Raw genomic sequence first — 23,176 nt, 5'->3', positions numbered from 1 at the left:
CAGGCAGGCTTGATACCGCTTGTAGATGGCAGCCACCTCGGGAGATGAGGCCCGTCCCGTATAACCGGGGCCACCTCCGGCAACGCCTTGGCAGAATGCGGTGCTTTGGGCCGAGGCCGGCACCGAAGAAGTTGCGGCCATCAAAACCAGGCTCAGGCAGAGAGCGGTAATCAAAATTCTCACAGACAACGTCCCGTTGAAAGAAGCATCTATGCCCGTAAGGATGTCGCGCGACTAGGTGTCCATGCGTGAACGCTCAGGTTTATTTGATGCCTCGCCTTCCACGCTATTTCCGCCAACGCCTTCGCGGCGGTCCAGGGAGCTCGGACAGAGGCGGGCTCGGCGGATAGAGCTGGCCAAGAGTCTCCACCGGCGCATCAGAGCAAAGTGAGATTTACCCGCACGTATGGCAGTGCCCTCCACTCCGTTTTCCTGCTATTGAGTGCGCCCCGGTGCCCTATCGCACGTAAGAACAACAAACGCTCTCAAGGAGTTCTGCAAAATGAGATACCTCCACACCATGTTGCGCGTGCGCAATCTCGATATCGCGCTGAAGTTTTACCAGGATGCGCTGGGGCTGAAGGAGGTGCGGCGGATCGAGAACGACAAGGGGCGGTTCACGCTGGTGTTCCTGTGCTCGGCGGACGATCTGGAGGCGCTGAAGAAGCAGCCGCAAACGCGCGGCGCGCCGCTGGTCGAACTCACTTACAACTGGGACGAGGAGAAATACGGCGAGGACCGCTTCTTCGGTCATCTCGCCTATGAGGTCGACGACATCTACGCCACCTGCGCACAGCTGCAGAAGGCCGGCGTCACCATCAACCGTCCGCCGCGCGACGGCAACATGGCCTTCGTCCGCTCGCCGGATCTGCACTCGATCGAACTCTTGCAGAAGGGCGAGCCGAAGGCGCCGCAGGAGCCGTGGTCGTCGATGCCGAACACCGGCCACTGGTAAGCATCGCCCGCAGGAACAAGCGCGCGCAACCGGCGTTTTCCCTCCAACGAAGCGATTGGAGGAGAATGCGATGGGACGCGGGATTTTGTTGTGGCTGCTGGGCGTGCCGATCCCGGTGATCATTCTGTTGTGGCTGTTCTTCGGCCACTGATCAACGGGTTCAACGTGTGAAAGCTCCGCCCATGGCGGAGCTTTTTGCATGAGGGGCTCGGCACAATCGCGTGTCGCTGGACTAGCGAAATTCCGCTAACACCCGCGGCAAGCAGAAACGCCGCGGGAGATGCTTCATGCCTGACGCCAAGCTGACGATCTGGGGCCGCGCCAATTCGGTCAACGTGCAGAAGGTGCTGTGGTGCCTCACCGAGCTTGGCCTCGTCTATGAGCGCATCGACGCCGGCATGGCGTTCGGCAAGACGCGCGAGGCCGACTATCTCGCGATGAACCCCAATGCGCGGATCCCGACGCTGGTCGAGGGCGATTTCGTGCTGTGGGAGTCGAATTCGATCATGCGCTATCTCTGCCTCGCGCATGGACGCGGCACGCCGATCTACCCGGAGGCGCCGAGGAGCCGCACCAGCGTCGACCGCTGGCTCGACTGGACGCTGTCGGCGGTGCAGCCGGTCGACCGCCCGGTGTTCTGGGGCGTCGTGCGCACGGCGCCCGCCGAGCGCGACATGATCCAGGTGCAGCGCGATGCCGATGCCGCCGCCGAGGTCTGGGCGATCGCCGACCGCCTGCTCTCCTCGCGCCGCTTCATGGAGGGCGACACGTTCACGCTCGCCGACATCGCGATCGGCTCGTATGCGCGGCGCTGGCTCGGCGTCGAAGGCATCACCCGGCCGGCGCAGCCGCATCTGACGCGCTGGCTCGCCGAGCTCAGCAAACGGCCCGGTTTCGCACAGTTTGTCGCACCGCCGATGTCGTGAGCCGGCGGCGCGGGTTAAATCACGCTGACGTCGCGATGAATCGCCGTCTTGCCGCACGCCTCCGGCGGCGCGGGAGCGCTTGACGGCTACTGTGCATGGGGTTGTTTTCGCGTTTTTTGTTGTGAGGGGCCGTCTAACCCCAGCCGCGCTCGACCAGCACCACGCAGATGATCAGCACCAGCGTGACGACCGCGGTGGCGAGCCTGGCCGCCCAGCTCAGGCCGCGGCCGACCCACCACAGCAGCGCGCAGTACATCACGACGGGGACGATGATATCGAGCCGCATCAGATCCGGCGACATGCGGGCCTCAGCGCCGGATGGTGGTGTCGATGCTAATCGAGCCGCCGATCTTCACGCAGGTGCCGGTCGCCTCGATCATGGTGAAGCGCGGGCCGTAGGCCGCACACGAGTTCGCCCTTGCCGCCCCGGCCTTGCTCTTCAGCGGCAAGGTCTTGCCCGCCTGCGGCCGCTCAGCGGGCGGCAGACGCAGGATCTCGGATGCGGCCGCGGAGGTGGCTATGGCCGGCAGCGAGATGAGGATGAGGAGCAACGCGCGCATCGCGCCGTTCTAGCCCGGACAGGCGCTGCGCGCCATCGGCAGGCCCGGCGTCCGCGATCAGATGAACTTGACGCCGGCCGACTTGCCGCGGCGCCAGACCACCTGGCAGCTTCGCCCGGTGCGGGCATCGCGGGCGAAGGCCATCCGGATCACGCCCGGCAGCTGGCTGGCGTCGTCGTCCATCGTGATCTTGGCGCCCGTGTCCGAGATGTCCTGGACCAGGCAATGCCGCGCCGCGAATCCGCCGGCGAGCGTGATCCAGGCGTGCTGCGACAGCAGCTTGCGGGCTGCGCGCTTCTTCGGCTGTGGCATTGGCCAAAAATCTCCCATCCCAGCGCTAGCGCAGGGAACCCTAAGAAATCGTTGAAATCGGCCCCGAATGATCCCGGGGTGGACGCTATCCACCGGTTCCAAAAGACCGTTCCCGAACGGCTTGCCCGCCGCCCCAAAGGCCACTATACGTTCGCCCGCTGCAAGCCGCCGGGCACTGTTCGGGCGGCCGGCGGCCGTGCCGCGAAAAGCGGCGGGGCCCAGTGTTAGCTCCCTTCGTCTATCGGTTAGGACGCCACCCTTTCACGGTGGAGAGAGCGGTTCGATTCCGCTAGGGAGCGCCACGATCCGAAGCAATCGGATCACGCGGCGAAATCAGCCGCCACCGCATGAACCTCCCCGCCCCCGACCTCCGACCAATCTCCGATCGAAACCGGTTGCAGGTCCATGGAGCAGCGCGAATCCCCCTCGGAAGGTCCGTCCGGCGCTGCCTCGCAGCTGCCGCCCTGGATTCGCCGCACCACGCCCTATGCACCGGACCGGCGCGCCAGAATGCTCGAGCACATGGCGCGCGCCAGATCGCTCCCTCGGGCCACGGCCACGCCGCAGCCCCCGCTCGCGTCTGGCTGGAACATCCTCGGTGACGCCTACGGCTACACGATCCTGTTCGGCATCATCGCGCTCCTCTTCAGGTCCCCCGTGCCGCTCTACCTCGGCGCGTTTCTCTTCCTGACCGACGGCGAGCGCCTCGAGAGCGCGCTTCGCGCGATCGGCATCCGGTTCGACCCCGATACGATCGGGCCTGACATCATCAAGGGCTCCGTGTCCTGGTTCGGATGGTTCGCACTGCTGGCATCCATGCGAGGCTCCGTCCCCGCCTGGCTCGCGCCATGGCTGCCGCCGGCCGACTCATGGTCTTTCATTGCCGGCATCGCTCTCGCGCTCGCCGTCGTCGAGGCGTTCGCAGCGTTGACGATCCGGCGCGCCGGGCCGTGGTTCGGATGGGCGATCAATCCGGACAGCCTGATCTGGACGACGATCAAGCTCGTTATTGCCGTTGCTGCACTGGCTCTGCTGGTGCTGCTCGGAGCGGTCTGAACGCCCGCGGTTCGCGCCGCGCGATGACGACGTTGTGAACCCTCACAGCTGCAAATCGGCAATTTGTCGCGCAGGCCCGGCGCATCACCGGCTCATGCGTTTACCGGAAATTTACCCCTGCTCATGAGCGCCGGTATCATTTGCTTAGAATTTGACCGCTACCGTGCATTTACGGAAACGCCCCAAAAAACACGATTGGCACTCATGTCCGTCACGGATTTCCTCAGGCAGCGTGCGGTGGACGTCACGGTGAGCGGCAGCTACTCGCTGCCCCGCTGGTACGATTGCGAGGGCAAGCTGCGCACCTTCGCCTGCCGGACCAAGCGCGTCTCGCCGTTCCGCATGATTGTGGACGTGCCTGTCGTCGGCAAGATCGGCGAGCGCGTGACCTCCTATTTCCAGGATTTCGGCGAATTCCAGTGCACGATCAGCGCGACGCTGAAATCGGGTTTCCTGATGGAACTCGACATGACGCGGGCGCGGCGGGCCTGGATGTCGGAAAAGCTGACCTGGCTGGAGAAGAAGCAGAAGGACGCCAGCGTCCAGGAGCTGCGCAACGATGCGCGCTTCGTTCCGCAGGTCGCGCACACCTTCCTGACCCTCGCGGACGGCGGCACCCATCCCTGCTTCATCATCGACGTCTCCACGGCCGGCGTCGCTGTGTCCTGCGAATACGACCCGCCGGTTGGAACGCCGCTTGCGGTCGGCGCCTGCGTCGGGCGCGTCATCCGCAAATTCGACAACGGCTTTGCGGTCAAATTCGCTGAGAAGCAGCAGCGGGACGACCTCGTCCGCCTGATCGTGCGCCAGGCCGTGCTGCAGTCGGCCTGAGGCCAGCCGGCCGATTCCTCCGCTCGCTGCCCTATCGCGGCCCCATTGCGGGATCAGCCTTTGCGGGTCCGCGCCTCGTGCCGGACGTGACGTGCAGACTTGCGATCGGGGGACCGGATGGCAGTCGACAAGATCACAGTTGATAAGATTACCTGGGACAGGGTCGGCCGGGTCACCGAGCCCGGACGCTACATTTACACGTTCGGCTGGCTCACCATCACCGCCGGCGATCTCGCGATCTGGAAGCAATACCCGCAGGCCGCCTTCACGCTGCTCGCGCAACCTGCCGAGCCGGACGAATCCATCGGCGAGGAATTCCATCTCGGCGCCTTCGACGTTGCCCCCGACGCGGCGCCGCCGTTCACCACCCACTGAAAGCGGAGAACGCCGGCCGCCGCGGGAGAGCGTGGCATGCGCGTTGCTTCATCATCGCCATGATACAGATCCCAGCCGTCGACCAGGCCTTCCTGCTGCTGCTCGTCGTCTCCTGCCTCGGCACGTGCCTCGTGCGCGCCTTCTGGGAGCTGGAGCAGGTGCGGGCCCGCCGGGTCGCGCCGTCCCGCAGGCGTGCAGCCAAGCGTGACTGAGGCCGCCCGGCCAAGCGTGCCCGCAGGCAGGCGGCCTCGCCTCCGGACTGGCCGCAGCGACAGATGCTTCGTGAATCGAAGAAGCCGGCGTATTCTGTTGATCTGGCTTGGCAATCGCCATCCGCCATCGAACCTGCGCGATCATTGCCATGGATGACGAGCAGGTTCTGTCATGCAATTGATCGCGCTTGATTTCTACCTTCCACGGACCGATGAACGCCACCTGTCGCGCTCGTTAAGCGACGCGACAGCAATTGCATGACACATGGTCGCACCGGTGAATGTAGATAAGCGGATCAAGGGAACCTATTTTCGGCGCCGATGTACCTGATTGAAGCGTTACCCACCGTCATCGGAACTGCTGCCATCGCCCCGGCGCTGCTGATGCTGTGGCTTGTCATTGCCGCCGAGGAACGCCCCGGACCGCCCGCCCAGGTCTGGACCGCGTTCCTGCTAGGGGCGGCCAGCATTTCGTTGCTGGGCCTCGCCCGCGCCCCCTTCGCCAAGATGGTCGCCGCCCCCGACAATCCCTGGGCGGCGCTGGCCATGCATTCGGTCTTCGGCGTCGCGCTGCCGGAGGAAGCCGTCAAGGTGATCGCCATCGTGCTGGTCTCCTCGACCAAGCGGCGGACCTTTGCCAACCCCATGGACACCGTGGTCTATGGCGCCGCCGTCGGCCTCGGCTTCGCCGCCTACGAGAATCTCGCTTATCTCGTCCAGCATGCCGAGATGTGGCGCTCGCTGGCCGCCTTGCGCAGCGTGCTGACCGTGCCGTTCCACGGCGCCCTCGGCATCATCGCCGGCGCTTACCTGACGATCGCGCGCGCCGGCACGGCGCTCGGAGCCAACCGCCACCACCGCGACTGGGCCCGCCTCTCCAGCCGCCTGCTGATCTTCGCCGGCCCGCTTGCGCTGCATTCGGCTTTCGACTTCCCGCTGCTCACGCTCCAGCGCATGCCGGATCTGGACCCGACACTGCGGATGTGGCTGGGTGCCGCGAGCCTCCTGATCGGATTCAGCTCGATCGCCTTCGCCATCCGCCTCGTCCGCCGCGTCGCGCGCCATCACGCGCCCCGGACCGACGTCGCGCGGGAGCGGCTCAGCCAGCTGCGCCGGATGTGGGCGTTGCTGCTCGCGGGCGGCGGCGTCGGCTTTCTCGGCCTCGCTTTCGTGCTGACCTCGATCCATCACTGGCTCATCAACCCCGAGCGCAATCTGACGCTGGCCCTGATCCCGATCGGCCTTACCTCGATCCTGCTCGGCCTGGCGCTTCTGGTTGTCACAACGGCGATTTACGTTCTTGGCCGCAACCGCATCCGCACCAGCGCGGAAGGCTTTTCCTCGGCGCCCGGCGGCGGCTGAGCCGCGGGATGGCGAGCGCGCCGTGCGCATACTAGACTGAGCACAGATCTCTCGATCCGGAGTCTGCCGATGACATCGCCCGAGGACTTTTCACGGCTGCAATCCGCCATGAGCCAAACGGTGAAAGCGCATTGGAAGGCCTTTTTGTTCGAAGGCATTTTGCTTGCTGTTCTCGGCATCGCCGCGCTGATCCTGCCGCCGCTCGCGAGCCTTGCCATTGCGATCTTCCTGGGCTGGATGTTCCTGATCAGCGGCATTGGCGGACTGATCGTGACCTATTGGGCGCGCAGCACGCCGGGCTTCTGGTGGTCGCTGATCTCGGCAGCGCTCGCCGTGCTCGCCGGCATGCTGCTGCTGGCGCGGCCGATGCAGGCCGTGCTGACGCTGACCATCGTGCTCGGCGCCTACTTCCTCGCCGAAGGCGTCGCCACCATCATGTACGCTCTGGAGCACCGCCGCGAGCTCAGCGGCCGCTGGTCCTGGCTCCTGATCTCGGGCCTCGTCGACATCGCGATTTCGTTCATGGTGATCACGGGACTGCCGAGCTCGGCGGAATGGGCGATCGGCGTCCTCGTCGGTATCAATCTGCTGTTCGGCGGCGCCACCCTGATCGGCATGGCGCTGGCGGCGCGCAACAGCAACACCTGAGGGCTCTCGTCGCCCGCCGAGCCGATTGGGGGGTGACAACCCGCCAATGGCACGCTATATGGCGTCCCATGATCACCCTCGTCACCAGCTATTTTTGGTACTTTAGCTACGACAGCTCGCTGGCGGCAGGAGGATCGCGCTCAATCTGAATATTGAAGCAAACGTCCGAACAAGCCGCCAGACCTGGCGGCTTTTTTATTGGCCGGCAGGTTCTCTAAACAAACAGGAGCCCGCCGTGCTGAGCACGACCGACGATCTTCGTATCCGCGAACTGAAAGAGCTGAGCACGCCGGATGAGGTGATGCGGGAGGTCCCGCGCACGCTCACCGCCACCCGCGTGGTGATGGCGGCGCGCAACGCCATCCATGCCATCCTCAACGGCCTGGACGACCGCCTCTTGGTCGTGGTCGGTCCCTGCTCGGTGCATGATCCCAAGGCGGCGCTCGAATATGCCGAGCGTCTCGCGACTTTGCGCGAGGACCTCGCCGATCAGCTCGAGATCGTGATGCGGGTCTATTTCGAGAAGCCGCGCACCACCGTCGGCTGGAAGGGCCTGATCAACGATCCCGATCTCGACGGCAGCTTCGACATCAACAAGGGCCTGCGGCTGGCGCGCAACGTGCTGTCGGCCGTCAACAATCTCGGCCTGCCCGCCGGCACCGAATTCCTGGACATGACGACGCCGCAATACATTGCCGATCTCGTGTCCTGGGCCGCGATCGGGGCGCGCACGACCGAGAGCCAGATCCATCGCGAGCTGGCCTCGGGGCTGTCCTGCCCGGTCGGCTTCAAGAACGGCACCGATGGCAATGTTCGCATTGCCGCCGACGCGGTGAAATCAGCCTCGCATCCGCATCATTTCATGGCCGTTACAAAACTCGGCCGCTCGGCGATCGCCTCGACCGCCGGCAACGAGGACTGCCACATCATCCTGCGCGGCGGCAGCAAGCCGAACTACGATGCGGCAAGCGTCGCGGCGGCCTGCAACGATCTGGCGAAAGCGAGCGTCGCGCCGCTGGTGATGGTGGATGCGAGCCACGCCAATTCGAGCAAGAAGCCGGAAAACCAGCCGCTGGTCATGGCCGACATCGCCGGTCAGATCTCGGGCGGCGAGAACCACATCATGGGGGTGATGATCGAGAGCAATCTCGTCGCCGGCCGCCAGGACGTGGTGCCGGGCAAGCCGCTGACCTACGGCCAGAGCATCACCGACGGCTGCATCGACTGGGCAACGACGGCGACCGTGCTCGAGCAGCTCGCCGACGCGGTCGAGATCCGCCGCAACACCAGAGGTGCGGGCCTGCACGAGCGCTCGGCTTAGTTCGGCAAACGCGGGCGGGGCGAGCTGTCGCGCCCTGCCCGCCGGGTGCCGCCTAGCAGCCCCGGCAGATGCTCTTGATCTTCTTGTCGAGCAGGGCGTCTTCCTTGTTCGCGGGACTGTTCGGATCGCTCAGATTCTTCTCGCTCGGCACATCGCCTGCGCGCGGCTGGCGATGACCGACGGGCGCCGGTGGCACCGATGATCCGGAGGATGCGCCGCCGGAGGTCGACCCCTTGGAGCCGCCGGTCTGTGCAACCGCCGCGCCGCCGAGCAAGACCACGAGCGATGCTGCCACCATGATCTTCTTCATTTCTGTTCCTCCATTCTCAACCGGCGTCCTCTTCGCCACCGCTCAGGTCTCGGGCGGATAGAGATGAACGTCGCCGCAATAGTCCACGATACGATAGCGCGTTTCCGCCTCCGCATCACGCGCGTCGGGTGCGGTATTTTGTGCCGCCAACACATAATTCGGCCCCACCGGGGACTTGCCGGCGCCGCCGGGAATATCAATGACATAGTCGGGCTGACACAGCCCTGACACCCGCCCGCGCAACTGCCGCATCAACTCCTGCCCCTCGGCCAGCGTCGTTCGCAGATGCGCGGTGCCCGGTGCGAGATCGCCATGATGCAGGTAGTAGGGCTTGATCCGGCATTCGACGAAAGTTCGCATCAGATCCGACAGAGCGGTGATGTTGTCGTTGACGCCGCGCAAGAGCACGGACTGGCTCACCAAGGGAATTCCGGCATCAGCGAGCCGTGCACAGGCGGCGCGCGCCGGTTCCGTCAGCTCGCGCGCATGATTGGCGTGCAATGCCACCCAGGTGGTGGCACCCGTGACCTTCAGCGCCGCGACCATCTCGTCGCTGATCCGGGCAGGCTCGGCCACGGGCACGCGGGTGTGAAGGCGTATGATCTTGACGTGATCGATCGCGGCCAGTTCAGCCATGATCTCGCTCATCCGCCGCGGCGACAGCATCAAGGGATCGCCGCCGGTCAGGATCACCTCCCAGATCTCGCTGTGCGAGCGGATGTAGTCGATGGCCGCGCGATAGGCGCCGTCCGACAGCGCGTTCTCCTTGCCGGGTCCGACCATCTCGCGGCGGAAGCAGAAGCGGCAATAGACCGCGCAGACGTGAACGAGCTTGAACAGCACACGGTCGGGATAGCGATGCACGATGCCGGGAACCGGCGAATGCGGGTGATCGCCGATCGGATCGGCGCTCTCGCCTGGCTGCATCTCCAATTCGCTTGCGCTCGGAACAAATTGCCGCGCGATGGGATCGTCCGGATCGGATGTGTCGATCAGTTCGACCAACGCCGGCGTGATCGCAACGGCATAGCGCGCGGCGACACGCTCGAGGGCGGACAGCGCTTCGGCCGGAGCAAGCTGCTCGGCCACGAGTTCGGCCGGCTCACGCAAGGTTCGTGCAAGGTTCGTCTTCGTCATGTCTCACTTAACGTTTCATTTGCAGGCGGTGTCCACACCACCTGATCAATCCGCGAAGCGCCGCTCGCCAGCATCACCAGCCGGTCGAACCCGAGCGCAACGCCGCTCGCTTCCGGCATTGCGGCGACCGCGGCTAGAAAGTCTTCGTCCAGCGGATAGGCCTCGCCGTAGCGGCGCTGCTTCTCCGCCATCGCTTCCGTGAAGCGCTTGCGCTGCTCCTCGGCGTCGGTCAGTTCGCCAAAGCCGTTGGCAAGCTCGACGCCGCAGGCATAGACCTCGAACCGCTCCGCAACCCTGGGATCGTCGGCCTTCGCGCGCGCCAGCGCCGCCTCTGGAGATGGGTATTCGAGCAGAATGGTCAAACGCCCCTGCCCCAGATGAGGCTCGACATGCTCGACCAGGACCTTGCTGAAGATGTCCGACCAGGTGTCGTCCTCGGCGATGCGGACCTTTCCGGCTGCCGCCTGGGCAAGCGCGGCGCGGTCCCCCTCGCCACCCGAAATGGTCGCCAGCAGGTCTATGCCTGCGAACCGATCGAAGGCACCGGAGACCGTCACGAGCTCCGGCTCGGCGAAAGGATCGGCGGTCCGGCCGCGGAAGGAGAAAGTCCCGATACCGGTGGCCTGCGCCGCCCGGGCGATGACGACGACGCAGTCGGCGATGATGGCATCATAGGGGGCGCCCACCCGGTACCATTCCAGCATGGTGAATTCGGGCAGATGCAGGTCGCCGCGCTCGCGGTCCCGGAACACCCGGGCGAACTCGAAAATCCGCTCTTCGCCCGCCGCCAGCAGCTTCTTGCAGGCGAATTCCGGCGAAGTCCGCAGATAACGGCTGGCACGGCTGCCGTCGGGCCGCATGATCTCGGTCCGGGGGGCGTGCAGATGGGTCTCGTTGCCCGGGGAGACCTGGAGAACGGAGGTTTCGACCTCGACGAACCCCTGCTCGGCGAAAAAGCCCCGTAGAGACCCGGTAATGGCCCCCCTGGCCCGGAGGAACGGCCGCCGGTCGAGGTGTCGGCCAGGCGTCCAGAACGGCGATATCGGCTTGTCCCCAGCCATTAACCCACCGCTCCGCGGGGCAGCAAAGTGCTGGCATCCAACGGCAAAATCAGTATGTTGCGGCCCGAAACGGGCGCCGAGGTCTGATTTGAGGCCCCAAGTCCCCCATCGATTTGACCACGTCCTGGCCGATGCCGGGCCAAGCAAGCAGGAAATATAGCTTTGAGAGTCATCGCCAGTTCTATTCGCAAGGGCAACGTGATCGAGCAAGACGGCAAGCTTTATGTCGTCGTGAGCGCCGAGAACATCCATCCCGGCAAGGGCACCCCGGTCAGCCAGATCGAAATGCGCCGAATCTCGGACGGGGTAAAGATCTCCGAGCGCTACAAGACCACCGACCAGGTCGAAAAGGCCACGATCGAAGAGCGCAACTACACCTTCCTGTATGAAGATGGCGACGGCTATCACTTCATGAACCCCGAGACCTACGATCAGGTCCAAGTCTCCAAGGACGTGATCGGCGACGCGGCCGCCTATCTTCAACCGGAAATGACCGTCAAGCTGTCGACCCACGACGTCAACGTGGTCTCGATCGCGCTGCCGCAGCGCGTCACGCTGGAAGTGGTCGAGACCGAGCCGGTGACCAAGGGCCAGACCGCCTCGTCCTCCTACAAGCCGGCCGTGCTCTCCAACGGCATCCGCACCACCGTGCCGCCGCACATCGCAGTCGGCACCCGCATCGTCGTGATGACGGAAGACGGCTCTTACTCAGAGCGCGCCAAGGACTGACGGGGAACGGAGCGATCGCAACAGGCGCCGCCGGGGGGCGAGACAGTGGTTGGGAAGGGTTTCCGCTTCGTCTCGCAGCTGCTGGCGTTGCTGTCGCTCCTCGCTGCCATCCCGCTCGCTGCGGATGAATTCCGCAGCCCCTCGCTCACGGCCCTGCGCGTCGATTGGCGCGTAGCGCTCGACCAGCTCCGCACCGAGATCAACGGCCATCCCCGGGTCGCGGACGATTTCATCTTCGTCCCCCGCCGTTCGGTCCCGCGCTACGATCCGCGCGCGATGCCGGCGCTGGTGCAGCTCAACGCCCTCTCCTCGCAATTCTTCACCGGCATCGCCCGCAGCTCGGTGCCCGTGCTGCTGCCGTTCGACGCCGCCGCCTACCTCGAGGCGCAGCGCAGCGGTGCGCCGGCAACGCTCGCGCTGTCGCGCTACCAGGCTGACTTCAATTCCGTCGACATGTTCGATGCCGGCCCGGCCGGCTACAGCGCGACCTTCTCGTTCGAACCCGGCGCCGGCGACGGCATGCCGAGCCGGGTGTTCGCAAGGCCGGTCGAGGTGCAGATCACGGGCTCGGCGCTGGTCTACGACATCGCCGATCCCTCGGGCGGCAAGGGCGAGCAGGTCAAGCCGCTCACGACGCTCTATCCGGACCTGCGCAAGTTCATCCGCGAAGGCTATGTGCGCTACGCCTTCACCCGCTTCGGCGTCGCCTATGTGGTATCGGTCCAGTGCCTGGACAGCGTCGCCAAGCCCCGGCGGCTCGCCTGCAAGGAAGCCTATCCGGTCGCCGAACGCTTCCTGAAGGCCCTGCACGTCGCGGGTGGCCAGCGCATGCGGCCACTGATGGACATTGCCTCCAACATTCTCGCTCGTCCCGCGGAGCGCTCGCCGGATTTCAGCTACCGGCCGAGCGGCGACATCATCCCCAACACCGGCTATCGAAACAAGGCCGGCCATCCCGACGTGATGGCCTACGCGCAGATCCGCTTTCCGCTCGAAAAGGCGCCAGCGTTCATCCGCTCGCAATCCTACGGCAAGCGCGACAAGAACGACGGTCCGACGGCCTACCCCTGGCGTGACAATTTCTGCGAGTCCCGCAGTTTTGAGGTTTGGCAGTGCGGCGGCGGCTACGGCCACCAGGGCGAAGACATCCGCGCCGCCGACTGCCCGCCGTCCGGCGAAGGCCGCGAGGCCTGCGATCCCAAGCAGCGCGGCGTCGTCGCCGTGCGCGACGCCATCGTGATCCGCGCGGCCAAGGACCAGGCGGCGACGCTTCAAGTCAACAGCCGGACCGAGCACATCCGCTTCCGCTACATGCACATGAACCCGCAGGTCATGAACGCCGATGGCCTGCTCAACGGTCGCCTCGTCACCGAAGGCGAGAAGATCGGCGTGGTCTCGAACTATCTCGACCATCCCGCCGGCACCTCGATGCATCTGCATTTCGACGTGCAGGTGTTCACCCGCGACGGCTGGATCTGGGTCAGCCCCTACGTCACGTTGGTCTCGGCCTATGAACGCCTGATCCACGGCCGCGGCCGCGAGGTCGGCCCGGAGATCGCAGTCACGGCGCAGCCGGTGGCCCATGCGCTGCCGGAGGACGTGATCAAGCCGGACCTGCGCGAGGGATCGAGCAGCGAGGAGAATTGAGGCAATTCGCGCCTCACCGCGCAGCCCCCCGCCTCATGCACGCGCAGACTGGCCGGATCAGCGTGAGGACCATCCCGAAGCATCGCGCCTTCTCTGGCCCCGGAATTGCTTTGCTCCCGCCGGGCAAACTGGAAGAAGGGAAGCACATGCGTCGTCTCACCACGGCGGTCGTTCTGGCCGTTGCATTCACCGTGCCGGCTCATGCGGACGAATTGACCGGCACGCTGAAGAAGATCAAGGACACCGGCGCGATCACGCTCGGCGTGCGCGACAGTTCCGTGCCCTTCAGCTACATCGACGAGAAGCAGAAGACGGTCGGCTACGCCATCGACATCTGCATGAAGATCGTCGAGGAGATCAAGGCCGAGCTCAAGCTGGACAAGCTCGCGGTCAATGAGAATTTGGTCACTTCGTCCAGCCGCATTCCACTGATGGCGAACGGCACCATCGACCTCGAATGTGGATCGACCACCAACAACGCCGAGCGCCAGAAGCAGGTGTGGTTCACCAACACGCATTTCCTCACGGCGAGCCGCTTCGTGTCGAAGAAGGCCTCGAAGCTCGACCAGGTCGATGATCTCAAGGGCAAGGCCGTCGTGTCGGTCTCGGGGACCACCAACATCACCCAGCTCAACAAGGCCAATGCGGCACGCTCGCTCGGCATCACCGTGATGAACGCAAAGGACGTCCCCGAGGCGTTCCTGATGGTCGAGACCGATCGCGCTGAGGCCTTCGTCATGGACGACATCCAGCTTGCGGCGATGATCGCGTCCGCGAAGGATCCATCGCTCTACGCCATCAGCAACGGCGCTTTCTCCGATCCCGAGCCCTATGGCATCATGCTGCGCAAGGACGACGTCGCGTTCAAGACCGTGGTCGATCGTGCGACCGCAAAGCTCTACAAGAGCCCGGAGATCGAGAATGTCTACAACAAATGGTTCATGGAGCCGGTGCCGCCGCGCGGCCTGAATTTCCACGTTCCAATGCCGGTGTCGATGAAGAAGTCGTTCGAGCACCCGTCGGACAATCCTGATCCGGCGTCGTACGGGGGCTGACGGCAAGTATCCTCCGCCGAGTAGCCCGGATGAGCGAAGCGACATCCGGGATTCTCGCGGCGGCCGTTCCCGGGTATCGCTTCGCTCACCCGGGCTACAGGATCGTGCGATTACTCCAGCAATGTCGTCAGCTGGGCGCCCTCGTCGGCTACGAACACCGCGATCAATTCCGCCGGCTCCGTCGCGCTGGCGTTGGCCGAGACCAGATGCGTCGAGCCCGGCGGCTCGAAGAAGGATTGGCCGACGCCAAACGTCTCGACCGGGCCGCCGCCGAGCTGCGAGCGGATCTCGCCCTTGGTGATGTAGGCGGTCACCGAGCCGGCGTGGCGATGCGGCCGCGTGAATCCGCCGGGACCGTAGAACACGCGGACGATCGTGACGCGCTTGCCCGGGACGTTCGGCAGCGCGTAGGAGCCGATCTGCTCGACCTTGTCGAGCGGCGAGCTCTCGGCGGCGGTGGCGCAGAGCGGGGCGAATGCGCCTGACACGGCATCCATCGTCAGCGGCAGGGCCTTACCGATCGCGAGTGCGCAGGCGAGCCCGCCCATGACCGCCAACGCCATCGCACGCGATGGCACCGGGCGCTGCGCGGCAGTCAAACTCATTGCTGTCATGACAACCTCCCCTCGTAGCGATCAGGACGCCGCGGCATTCGCGGCAACGGGCCGCTTCGCCGGTGTCCAGCGGTATGCCGCGCCAAAACGGTTCCAGACGTTGATCGAGGCGACCGCCGAGGTCAGGTACATCAGCTCCGTCTCGGAGAACGCGCCAGATGCCTCCGCATAGACCTCTTCGCTGACCCCGTCGGGCAGGAAGGTCAGCGCCTCGGCCCAGGCCAGCGCGGCGCGCTCGCGCGCGGAAAAGATCGGCGCCTCGCGCCAGACCGCGACCAGGTGGAGCTTGTCCACGGCCACGCCGATCCGTTCCGACAACAGGACGTGATGTTGCACGCAGAAGGCGCAGCCATTGATCTGCGAGGCGCGCAGCTTGACGAGCTCGAGGAGCTCCTTGTCGAGACCGGCCTTGGCCGCAAGCTGGCCCAGCGCCAGCACCAGATCATAGGCATCAGGCGCGATCTTCCTGAAATCCTCGTATTCGCCGCGGGCGTGAGACATTGCCGTTCACCTCGTCTTATTATAAGAGTGCTTATATCTTATAAGAGCCCTTACATGCCACGCAAGACCACCGACATCACAAGATCGCAGACCGCGCGGAAGATGCCTTCCCCTGCAGCCAACGGCGCGGTGCGCGTTCCCGCCCCCGGCGAAGGCAAGCGCGGCGAGCAGGGCTATCTCGGCTATCTGCTGCGCCAGGCCCACGCCGCAGTCCGCCTCACGATGGAACGGGCGCTGGCCGATCTCGGCGTGACGTCGCCGCAATTCGCCGTGCTGACGATGCTCAACGCCTACCCGGGCCTGTCGGGCGCCGACGTCGCCCGCCTCACCTTCCTGACGCCCCAGACCGTCGGCGTCATCATTCGCAACCTCGAACGCGACGGCGCTATTCTGATGACGCCCCATCCCGTTCACGGCCGCATCCAGCAATGGACGCTGACGCCGCGCGGCGCGACCCTGTTGAAAGCATGCCGGGAACGGGTGATGGCACTGGAGAAGCGGCTCGCCAGGGGGCTGGATGCCGCGGCGGAAACCTCGATCCGGCGTTGGCTCGCCGGAATCGCGGCTGATTTGCAGGAGGACTAGGCGATCCGCATTCGCCGCGGACGAAGCCTAGTCGCCGCCCGCCCCGCCGTCGCCCTGAATGCCGCGACCAAAATTCTCGGCAATGATCATCAGGATCACGACGAACAGCCCCGCGCCGAACGGCCAGGGATTGGCACGGATGATGTCGAGCAGCTCCCGCATGCGTACATTTCTGCGTAGACGGAAGCGAACCGACCGTAAAGCGGCACGCTTAAATTTGGGGATATGTGAGCTGGCGTCGGGGCGTCCTACCCGTCCTTCAACGCATTCTTAACCTCACCGTCCGGCCACGTCTCGCCCGCCGCGATCACCCGCACGCGGCTCTGATCGGCGGTATTCACCAGCACATGCGAACTCACCCGATCACCCGCGCGCTCGAGGCGCAGATCGGTTTCGGGTTTCCAGCTCAGCGTGGTCGCGAGATCGCCGGGAAAGATCTGCCATTGCGATCCGTCGTCGAGTTCGACGACATGACTTTCCGCATGCATGCGTATCTTCATTCAACCCCGAATTCTCGATGAACCGACAGCATGCATCTCCTCCTCCAATCCAGTGCGGAGGGAATGCAGCAGTGCGACGGTTTGTTCCGGCAAACGCCGCCCCCTGTTCCTCGCGTTCCAGGAACCGTCCCACAGGCACCATGTTTTCCCGCTAGAATGGGTTCATGAAACCAGCTGATTCCTCGGCCCATCCCAGTCGCCGCGCCCTGCTCCAATCCACGCTTGGCGCAGCCGCACTCCTGACACTCCCGACACAAGGTTTCGCCGCGCCTCCGGGCTTCGACGAATGGCGCGAGAGTTTTCGCGCGCGTGCAATGGCCAAGGGCATATCGGCTGCGACCTGGCAGCGCGCGATGGCGCGGGTCGAGCCCGACATGAGTGTCTTCAAGCAGATGCGCAACCAGCCCGAATTCCACGAGCAGGTCTGGCAATACATCAACCGCCGCGTCTCGGACTGGCGCGTCATCAACGGCAAGATCGCGTTGAAGAACAACGAGGCGCTGCTCGCGCGCATTGAGCGCGATTTCGGTGTCGAACGCGGCACGCTGCTGGCTTTGTGGGGTGTCGAGTCCGCCTATGGCGATCCCCTGGTGCAGCAGAACCACATGACGCCGGTGTTTGCCTCGCTCGCCGCGCTTGCCTGGAACGAGCCGCGCCGCAAGGCCTATTGGGAGACCGAGCTGATCAATGCGCTGCGCATCGTCGACAAGGGTTGGAGCACCCCCGAGGAGATGAATGGCTCCTGGGCCGGCGCGATGGGGCATTCGCAGTGGATGCCGGAAGTCTGGCTCAATGTCGGCATCGACTATGACGGCGACGGCAAGGTCTCGCCATTCGGCAGGCCGGATGATGCGCTCGGCTCGACCGCAAAATATCTCGTCAAACGCGGCAAATGGCATCGCGGCGAGCATTGGGGCTACGAAGTGCGCGCGCCCAGTGAGATGAGCGGCAGCCGGACCTATGCGGCGTGGCAGGCGGCCGGCGTCACCCGTGCCGACGGCCAGCCGTTTCCGCAGGCCAATGCGTCCGCGCAGATGTGGACGCCGGTCGCGGGCGGGCCGACCTTCCTGCTGGGACCGAACTTCTACTCGGTGAAGAGCTACAACCCTTCCATGAACTATGCGCTGGCGATCTGCCATCTCGGCGACCGCTGTCTCGGCGCGCCGCCCTTCATCCAACCCTTCCCCGGCTCCGAGCGTGCGCTGACGCTCGCCGAGGTGCAGGAGATGCAGACGCGGCTGACCAAGGCCGGCTTCGACACCGGCGGCACCGACGGCCGCGTCGGCAACGACACCATGAAGGCGATCAAGGATTTCCAGCAGCGCGCGGGGATCACGCCGGCAGACGGCTATGGCGGGCTGAAGGTGCTGGCGAAGCTGCGGCAGGGATCGTAGGCGGTCTCAGTGCCGGTACTGCGGCTCTTCCGCGTCGAGCTGGCGACGGACCGCGGCCAAGTGCAACCGCGCGGATTCGGAATCGCCCTCTCGCATCTGCCTGTAGGTATCGGCCGCGATCGCGGCATCGACCGGCAGCACTTTCCGACCCGTCGACATCGCCAGCACCTGCACCTCGGCGGCGCGCTCGAGGTAGTACAGATCGTCCCAGGCCTCCGCGATCGTCGGCGCCAGCACCATCACGCCGTGATGCTTCATGAAGACGATGTCGGCATCGCCGACGGCGGATGCGATGCGCGCGCCTTCGCGGCCATCGAGCGCGAGGCCGTTGTAGTCGCGATCGACCGCCGTGCGGCCATAGAATTTCAGCGCGGTCTGGCCGGCCCAGATCAGGGGATCGCCCTCGGTCATCGACAGCGCGGTCGCATAGGGCATGTGGGTGTGGAAGGCGACTTTCGCGCGCGGCAGCAATCTGTGCATCTCGGCATGGATGTAGAACGCGGTCGCCTCGGGCACGCCCTCGCCCTCGAGCACGTTGCCGTGGAAGTCGCAGACCAGCAGCTTCGACGCCGTCAGTTCGCGGAAGGCGTAGCCATAGGGGTTGACCAGGAAGAGATCGTCATGGCCCGGCACCACGGCGGAGAAATGGTTGCAGATGCCCTCCTCAAAACCGTTGCGCGCAGCCATGCGGAAGCAGGCGGCAAGGTCCTCGCGCGCTGTGCGGATCGCGTCGGTGGCAAGGTCGGGCCGGTTCGAGCGGATGGGCTCAGGCGCGGACGAAGACGAATGAAGGCTGTGCGCCATGGCGAAGGACACCTCTGTCGGTCGGAAAGCTCCTCGCCTTGTACAGGGGCTGCGCTTGTGCGTCAGCCCCTGCGATCGCCACCCTGTCCTGCGCGGCTCAGGCGCGCCGCGGCACGCCGCCGGCGTTCATGCCGCCGTCGATGACGAGCTCGCTGCCGGTGACGTAGCGCGAGGCATCGGAGGCCAGATACAGCACGCCTGAGGCGATCTCGGCGGCCTGTCCGGCGCGGCCGAGCGGGGTTGCGACCTTGGCGCGCTCATCCGGATCGATCGGCGCGTTCTGGCCGGCGCCGGTCGCCCCCGTCGGGATCTTGCCCCATATCGGGGTGTCGATGATCCCGGGATGCACGGAGTTGACGCGGATACCGTCGCCCGCCGCCGCGCACTCCATCGCAATCGATTTGGCGAACAGCCGGACGCCGCCCTTGGTCAGCGAATAGGCCGAGAGGCCCGGCGCGCCGCGCAGGCCCGCCAGCGAGGACATCATGACGATCGAACCGCCGCCGGTTTTGCGCATCAGCGGCAGGCAATGTTTCACGGACAGAAACACGCCGTCGAGATTGATCGCATTCTGCTTGCGCCAATCGCTGAGCGTCATGTCGACGATCGAGGGCACGGCAATGCCGATCCCGGCATTGGAGACCATGACGTCGAGCCGGCCGTAGCGCTTTGCGACCTCAGCAACGATCTCGATCCAGCGCTCCTCGCTGCTGACGTCCTGCTCCAGGAAGATCGCCTTGCCGCCGGCTTTTATCACTCGCTTGGCGAGTTCGGGCCCGCGTAGCTCGTCGATGTCGGTGATGACGACGGTGGCGCCCTCGCGCGCGAACAGCTCGACGATGGCCTCGCCAATGCCGGAGGCGCCGCCTGTCACCAGCGCGACCTTGCCCTCAACCTGCCCTGCCATGTTCACTCCCTTTTCTTGTTGTTTGAGCGACGTATTGTCTGCTGCCTGATCTCGTCAGATCTTGCGTTATCTAATCACGGATGGCCCCTGGTCCGGTAGCGCGACGTCCACGACGCGGAATTGCACGCGCTCGGCGCCCTGGTAGCGATCGACCGACAGCGAGCCCGCGACATGCAATTGCTGGCCGCGATTGGCGAGGAGCGCATTGCCGAGCTTCTGGCCGACCGCGCGGAACGCGATGCCATTGACGATCGAACCGTCGCCCGACTTGAAGCGCAGGCGCAGATGTGCCTGGCCGACCTCGTCGGCAAAGACGAGCTGATGCGCCGGCAGCGCCAGCACGGCTTCCGGATTGCCGCTGCCGAAGGGACCGGCGCGGTTGAGTGTGGTCGCGAGCTCCGTCGTCACCGCGCGCGCGGAGACCGCGCCGTCGATATAGAGCTCGTTGACATGGCGGGCCTCGGCGACGTCGCGCGCCAGCGCGTTTTCGAGATAGGCGCGGAATTCCGCGAGCTTCTCCTTCCGCAGCGTTACGCCCGCGGCCATGGCGTGGCCGCCGCCTTTCAGCAGGATGCCGTCGGTGACCGCCTGCCGCACCGCCTTGCCGATATCGACGCCTGCGATCGAGCGGCCCGAGCCGGTGCCGATGCCGCCGGGCTCGAGCGCGATCGCAAAAGCGGGCCTCGAGAACTTCTCCTTCAGCCGCGAGGCGACGAGGCCGACCACGCCGGGATGCCAGCCTTCGGACGCCGTGACGATGATGCCGAGCTTGTCCTCGAGACCGATCGAGGCGAGCGCCTCGGCCTCGGCCTGCGCTTCAGCCGCCTGCTCGATGATGCGGCGCTCGCTGTTGAGACGGTCGAGCTCGGCGGCGATCCGCGCGGCCTCGACGCTGTCGCCTTCGAGCAGTAGCCGCACGCCGAGATCGGCGCGGCCGATGCGGCCGCCAGCGTTGACGCGCGGACCCAGCATGAAGCCGAGGTGCCAGGCTTCGGGCGGCCCGTTGAGCCGCGCCACGTCCATCAGCGCGGTGTGGCCGACATGGTCGCGCCGCCGCATCGCGATCAGCCCCTTGGCGACGAAGGCGCGGTTCAGGCCAATCAGCGGGGCGACGTCGGCGACCGTGCCCAGCGCGACGTGATGCAGCATGCCGAGCAGATCGGGCTCCGGCATCTCCGCAGTCCAGAAGCCGCGCTGGCGCAGCTCGCGGTTGACCGCCACCAGCGTCACCAGCACGAGGCCGACGGCGGCGAGATGGCCGAGGCCGGAGAGATCGTCGAGCCGGTTCGGATTGACCAGCGCATCGACCTCCGGCAACTCCGTGCCGGCCTGGTGGTGATCGATCACGACCACGGACATGCCGAGGCGTTTGGCTTCGGCGAGCGGCTCGATGCTGGTGGTGCCGCAATCGACGGTGACGAGCAGCGTGGCACCCTTTGCGGCCAGCCCGCGCACGGCTTCGACATTCGGCCCGTAGCCCTCGAAAATGCGGTCGGGAATGTGGATCAGCGGATCGAGGCCGCAATGGCGCAGATGCCAGGCGAGCAACGCCGCCGAGGTGGCGCCGTCGACATCGTAGTCGCCGAAGATCGCGACCTTCTCGCCCTTCGCCGCGGCATCCGCGATCCGCTTGGCGGCAGCTTCCATCTCCGTCACCGTGAACGGGTCCGGCAGAAGCTTGCGGATGGTCGGATCGAGGAAGTCTGGCACGGCGTCGATATCGACCCCGCGGCCCGCCAGCACCCGTGCCAGCAGTTCGGGAAGCTGGTGCCGCTGCACGATGGCGAGCGCCTGGGCCGCCCCGCGGGCATCGAGCCGGTCGCGCCACAGCTTGTCGGTGAGCGAGCGCGCCACCCCCAGGAAGGCCTGGGGCGCTTCGACAGGCAAGGCTGTGGCAGGCGGCGTCATGACGAGGCTATCGGTTGGGAACTCGGATCCGGGCGATCACGCTGGCGGCCCGGGATCTGGCTTCAGGGGATTGGCGCGGAAACCCCGGCGATTTGCAACGGCCGGGACGCACAAAGCGGTGGATGGCCGGCCGGCAGGCCGGAGTGACTATCATTTGGGCATTCCGCGGAACAGCAAATTAAGCAGGCGTTAGGCGGAATCTTCGAAAAAGACTCGTATTCGATCTGTAATCGGTTGTTCCGGGTTCGTTGCAGATCAGACCTCATTGCCAAGGGAAGCCCCCGATGTCTGCTGCGCTGGGTCTGAAGGCCAAGCCGATCACCGCCGAACCCGCTGACGACGATTCCGACATCTCCGCACTGATCAATCGCCTCACGGCGGAGGTCAACCAGATCGCGGTCGACAAGACCAAGGCGATCCAGCAGATCACCAACCAGATGAAGATGCTGGCGCTCAACGCGCTGATCGAAAGCTCGCGCGCCGGCGCGCAAGGAGCCGGCTTCGCCGTGGTGGCGCAGGAGGTGCGCGGCGTCGGTCAGCAGGTCGAGACCATTGCGCGCGAGCTCGAAAGCCAGCTGACGAAGCGCACCGGGGATCTGGTCGCCTCGATCGACCGCATGAGCCAGCGCTCCCGCGGCGAGCGCATGGTCGATCTGTCGCTCAACGCCATCGAGCTGATCGACCGCAACCTCTATGAGCGTACCTGCGACGTGCGCTGGTGGGCGACCGACTCCGCCGTGGTCGATTGCGCGGCCTCGCCGAGCACGGCGGCCGTCTCCCATGCCTCGCAGCGCCTGGGCGTGATCCTCGGCGCCTACACCGTCTATCTCGACCTCTGGCTCTGCGACCTCGACGGCAATGTCATCGCCAACGGCCGCGCCGACCGCTTTCGCGCCGTCGGCCAGAACGTCGCCCACACCAAATGGTTTCGCGAGGCGCGCACCTTGCGCTCCGGCGACGACTATGTCGCCGGCGACGTCGAGAACCAGCCGCTGCTCGGCAACGCGCAGGTCGCGACCTACTGCGCCAGCGTCCGCGCCGGCGGCCAGGCCAACGGCGCCCCGATCGGCGTGCTCGCCATCCATTTCGACTGGGAGGCGCAGGCCCGTGCCATCGTGCAGGGAGTCCGTGTCGGCGACAGCGACAAGGCGCGTGTCTTGCTGGTCGACTCGAATTTGCGCGTGATCGCGGCCTCCGACGGCCAGGGCATCCTCAGCGAGCGCCTCTCGATCTCGCTGAACGGTCAGCGCTCCGGCTTCTACCACGACCGCACCGGCGCGCTGGTCGCCTTCCATGCAACGCCTGGCTACGAGACCTATCGCGGGCTCGGCTGGTACGGCGTGATCGTCTGCGGGGCGTGAGGCCGGGCGGCGCCGGTCAGCAGACCGGCGTACCCAGTCAAAACCGCGAAAACAACCCCATGCACAGTAGAGCGAGGGTTGCTTTCATTGCAGTTTTGCGCTCGC

The 23,176-nt window shown here is 65.6% G+C and carries 28 protein-coding genes and 1 tRNA gene; 16 read left to right on the top strand and 13 right to left on the bottom strand.

Annotated elements, in window-relative coordinates; genetic code table 11:
• Positions 1 to 502: 502 nt before the first annotated feature.
• On the top strand, positions 503 to 955 hold the full coding sequence (locus RAD15_RS04530) for a VOC family protein (protein WP_458174755.1): 453 nt from the start codon (positions 503 to 505) through the stop codon (positions 953 to 955).
• A 287-nt stretch (positions 956 to 1,242) separates the two neighbouring features.
• On the top strand, positions 1,243 to 1,881 hold the full coding sequence (locus RAD15_RS04525) for a glutathione S-transferase family protein (protein WP_458174753.1): 639 nt from the start codon (positions 1,243 to 1,245) through the stop codon (positions 1,879 to 1,881).
• 133 nt (positions 1,882 to 2,014) lie between these two features.
• Here the strand turns inward: RAD15_RS04525 and RAD15_RS04520 are convergent, their stop codons facing one another.
• From RAD15_RS04520 to RAD15_RS04510, 3 genes are read right to left on the bottom strand one after another with little or no spacing between them, the layout of a single operon-like run.
• Positions 2,015 to 2,182 (bottom strand): hypothetical protein, encoded by a 168-nt coding sequence (locus tag RAD15_RS04520; protein ID WP_458174751.1) that lies wholly within the window; start codon positions 2,180 to 2,182, stop codon positions 2,015 to 2,017.
• A 7-nt stretch (positions 2,183 to 2,189) separates the two neighbouring features.
• Positions 2,190 to 2,441 carry a hypothetical protein gene (locus RAD15_RS04515; protein ID WP_458174749.1) on the bottom strand — a complete coding sequence of 84 codons (252 nt, stop codon included), beginning with the start codon at positions 2,439 to 2,441 and terminating at the stop codon, positions 2,190 to 2,192.
• A 57-nt stretch (positions 2,442 to 2,498) separates the two neighbouring features.
• Positions 2,499 to 2,753: a PilZ domain-containing protein gene (locus tag RAD15_RS04510; protein WP_458174747.1), complete on the bottom strand. Its 255-nt coding sequence runs from the start codon at positions 2,751 to 2,753 to the stop codon at positions 2,499 to 2,501.
• Between the two features lie 227 nt (positions 2,754 to 2,980).
• Between RAD15_RS04510 and RAD15_RS04505 the strand changes: the two genes are divergently transcribed.
• The 8 genes from RAD15_RS04505 (at position 2,981) to RAD15_RS04470 (ending at position 8,558) form a co-directional block, all read left to right on the top strand.
• Positions 2,981 to 3,055, top strand: a tRNA-Glu gene (locus RAD15_RS04505).
• 103 nt (positions 3,056 to 3,158) lie between these two features.
• Positions 3,159 to 3,809, top strand: coding sequence for a hypothetical protein (locus RAD15_RS04500; protein ID WP_458174745.1), 651 nt, complete (start codon positions 3,159 to 3,161; stop codon positions 3,807 to 3,809).
• Positions 3,810 to 4,013: 204 nt separating this feature from the next.
• Positions 4,014 to 4,640, top strand: a complete 627-nt coding sequence (locus tag RAD15_RS04495) for a PilZ domain-containing protein (RefSeq protein ID WP_458174743.1) — start codon at positions 4,014 to 4,016, stop codon at positions 4,638 to 4,640.
• A gap of 117 nt (positions 4,641 to 4,757) precedes the next feature.
• Positions 4,758 to 5,015 carry a hypothetical protein gene (locus RAD15_RS04490; protein WP_458174741.1) on the top strand — a complete coding sequence of 86 codons (258 nt, stop codon included), beginning with the start codon at positions 4,758 to 4,760 and terminating at the stop codon, positions 5,013 to 5,015.
• Between the two features lie 59 nt (positions 5,016 to 5,074).
• Positions 5,075 to 5,227, top strand: a complete 153-nt coding sequence (locus RAD15_RS04485; protein WP_458174739.1) for a hypothetical protein — start codon at positions 5,075 to 5,077, stop codon at positions 5,225 to 5,227.
• A gap of 321 nt (positions 5,228 to 5,548) precedes the next feature.
• Positions 5,549 to 6,589: a PrsW family glutamic-type intramembrane protease gene (locus RAD15_RS04480; RefSeq protein ID WP_458174737.1), complete on the top strand. Its 1,041-nt coding sequence runs from the start codon at positions 5,549 to 5,551 to the stop codon at positions 6,587 to 6,589.
• Positions 6,590 to 6,658: 69 nt separating this feature from the next.
• Positions 6,659 to 7,237: an HdeD family acid-resistance protein gene (locus RAD15_RS04475; RefSeq protein WP_458174735.1), complete on the top strand. Its 579-nt coding sequence runs from the start codon at positions 6,659 to 6,661 to the stop codon at positions 7,235 to 7,237.
• Between the two features lie 235 nt (positions 7,238 to 7,472).
• Entirely contained in the window at positions 7,473 to 8,558 is a 1,086-nt protein-coding gene (locus RAD15_RS04470) for a 3-deoxy-7-phosphoheptulonate synthase (RefSeq protein WP_458174733.1), read from the top strand.
• A gap of 52 nt (positions 8,559 to 8,610) precedes the next feature.
• On the opposite strand, the gene RAD15_RS04465 is transcribed toward RAD15_RS04470, so the two are convergent.
• The 3 genes from RAD15_RS04465 to epmA are packed head-to-tail and all read right to left on the bottom strand — an operon-like array spanning position 8,611 to position 11,066.
• Positions 8,611 to 8,868, bottom strand: coding sequence for a hypothetical protein (locus RAD15_RS04465; protein WP_458174731.1), 258 nt, complete (start codon positions 8,866 to 8,868; stop codon positions 8,611 to 8,613).
• Between the two features lie 42 nt (positions 8,869 to 8,910).
• On the bottom strand, positions 8,911 to 10,005 hold the full coding sequence (locus RAD15_RS04460) for a lysine-2,3-aminomutase-like protein (protein ID WP_458174729.1): 1,095 nt from the start codon (positions 10,003 to 10,005) through the stop codon (positions 8,911 to 8,913).
• Complete coding sequence (gene epmA / locus RAD15_RS04455) at positions 10,002 to 11,066, bottom strand: EF-P lysine aminoacylase EpmA (RefSeq protein WP_458174727.1); 1,065 nt, start codon at positions 11,064 to 11,066, stop codon at positions 10,002 to 10,004. Before epmA ends, RAD15_RS04460 begins: the two co-directional genes overlap by 4 nt.
• 162 nt (positions 11,067 to 11,228) lie before the next feature.
• Between epmA and efp the strand changes: the two genes are divergently transcribed.
• The 3 genes from efp to RAD15_RS04440 all read left to right on the top strand — a co-directional run bounded on the left by efp (position 11,229) and on the right by RAD15_RS04440 (position 14,497).
• A complete protein-coding gene (efp, locus tag RAD15_RS04450) occupies positions 11,229 to 11,795 on the top strand; it encodes an elongation factor P (RefSeq protein ID WP_458174725.1) in 567 nt (188 codons plus the stop codon).
• Positions 11,796 to 11,840: 45 nt separating this feature from the next.
• A complete protein-coding gene (locus RAD15_RS04445; protein ID WP_458174723.1) occupies positions 11,841 to 13,442 on the top strand; it encodes a M23 family peptidase in 1,602 nt (533 codons plus the stop codon).
• 146 nt (positions 13,443 to 13,588) lie between these two features.
• A complete protein-coding gene (locus RAD15_RS04440) occupies positions 13,589 to 14,497 on the top strand; it encodes an amino acid ABC transporter substrate-binding protein (RefSeq protein ID WP_458174721.1) in 909 nt (302 codons plus the stop codon).
• Positions 14,498 to 14,607: 110 nt separating this feature from the next.
• On the opposite strand, the gene RAD15_RS04435 is transcribed toward RAD15_RS04440, so the two are convergent.
• Both RAD15_RS04435 and RAD15_RS04430 read right to left on the bottom strand, forming a co-directional pair.
• Complete coding sequence (locus tag RAD15_RS04435) at positions 14,608 to 15,111, bottom strand: cupin domain-containing protein (RefSeq protein WP_458174719.1); 504 nt, start codon at positions 15,109 to 15,111, stop codon at positions 14,608 to 14,610.
• A gap of 21 nt (positions 15,112 to 15,132) precedes the next feature.
• On the bottom strand, positions 15,133 to 15,612 hold the full coding sequence (locus tag RAD15_RS04430; protein ID WP_458174717.1) for a carboxymuconolactone decarboxylase family protein: 480 nt from the start codon (positions 15,610 to 15,612) through the stop codon (positions 15,133 to 15,135).
• A gap of 54 nt (positions 15,613 to 15,666) precedes the next feature.
• Here RAD15_RS04430 and RAD15_RS04425 point away from each other — a divergent pair, with 54 nt between their 5' ends.
• Positions 15,667 to 16,197, top strand: coding sequence for a MarR family winged helix-turn-helix transcriptional regulator (locus tag RAD15_RS04425; protein ID WP_458174715.1), 531 nt, complete (start codon positions 15,667 to 15,669; stop codon positions 16,195 to 16,197).
• 27 nt (positions 16,198 to 16,224) lie between these two features.
• Here RAD15_RS04425 and RAD15_RS04420 read toward each other — a convergent pair whose 3' ends face one another.
• Positions 16,225 to 16,359, bottom strand: a complete 135-nt coding sequence (locus RAD15_RS04420) for a hypothetical protein (RefSeq protein WP_458174713.1) — start codon at positions 16,357 to 16,359, stop codon at positions 16,225 to 16,227.
• An 86-nt stretch (positions 16,360 to 16,445) separates the two neighbouring features.
• Positions 16,446 to 16,697: a hypothetical protein gene (locus tag RAD15_RS04415; protein WP_458174711.1), complete on the bottom strand. Its 252-nt coding sequence runs from the start codon at positions 16,695 to 16,697 to the stop codon at positions 16,446 to 16,448.
• A 164-nt stretch (positions 16,698 to 16,861) separates the two neighbouring features.
• On the opposite strand from RAD15_RS04415, the gene RAD15_RS04410 reads away from it, so the two are divergent.
• Positions 16,862 to 18,091: a lytic murein transglycosylase gene (locus tag RAD15_RS04410; RefSeq protein WP_458174709.1), complete on the top strand. Its 1,230-nt coding sequence runs from the start codon at positions 16,862 to 16,864 to the stop codon at positions 18,089 to 18,091.
• Between the two features lie 6 nt (positions 18,092 to 18,097).
• Here RAD15_RS04410 and RAD15_RS04405 read toward each other — a convergent pair whose 3' ends face one another.
• The 3 genes from RAD15_RS04405 to recJ form a co-directional block, all read right to left on the bottom strand.
• On the bottom strand, positions 18,098 to 18,895 hold the full coding sequence (locus RAD15_RS04405; protein ID WP_458174707.1) for an aldolase: 798 nt from the start codon (positions 18,893 to 18,895) through the stop codon (positions 18,098 to 18,100).
• A 97-nt stretch (positions 18,896 to 18,992) separates the two neighbouring features.
• Positions 18,993 to 19,802 carry an SDR family NAD(P)-dependent oxidoreductase gene (locus RAD15_RS04400; protein ID WP_458174705.1) on the bottom strand — a complete coding sequence of 270 codons (810 nt, stop codon included), beginning with the start codon at positions 19,800 to 19,802 and terminating at the stop codon, positions 18,993 to 18,995.
• Positions 19,803 to 19,868: 66 nt separating this feature from the next.
• Positions 19,869 to 21,710 carry a single-stranded-DNA-specific exonuclease RecJ gene (gene recJ, locus RAD15_RS04395; RefSeq protein WP_458174703.1) on the bottom strand — a complete coding sequence of 614 codons (1,842 nt, stop codon included), beginning with the start codon at positions 21,708 to 21,710 and terminating at the stop codon, positions 19,869 to 19,871.
• A gap of 284 nt (positions 21,711 to 21,994) precedes the next feature.
• Here recJ and RAD15_RS04390 point away from each other — a divergent pair, with 284 nt between their 5' ends.
• On the top strand, positions 21,995 to 23,071 hold the full coding sequence (locus tag RAD15_RS04390; protein ID WP_458174701.1) for a methyl-accepting chemotaxis protein: 1,077 nt from the start codon (positions 21,995 to 21,997) through the stop codon (positions 23,069 to 23,071).
• Positions 23,072 to 23,176 lie beyond the last annotated feature (105 nt).

Source organism: Bradyrhizobium sp. 14AA, assembly GCF_054185205.1.
Note: the sequence above shows the minus strand (reverse complement) of the source record. Positions and strands in the feature narration are given on the sequence as shown.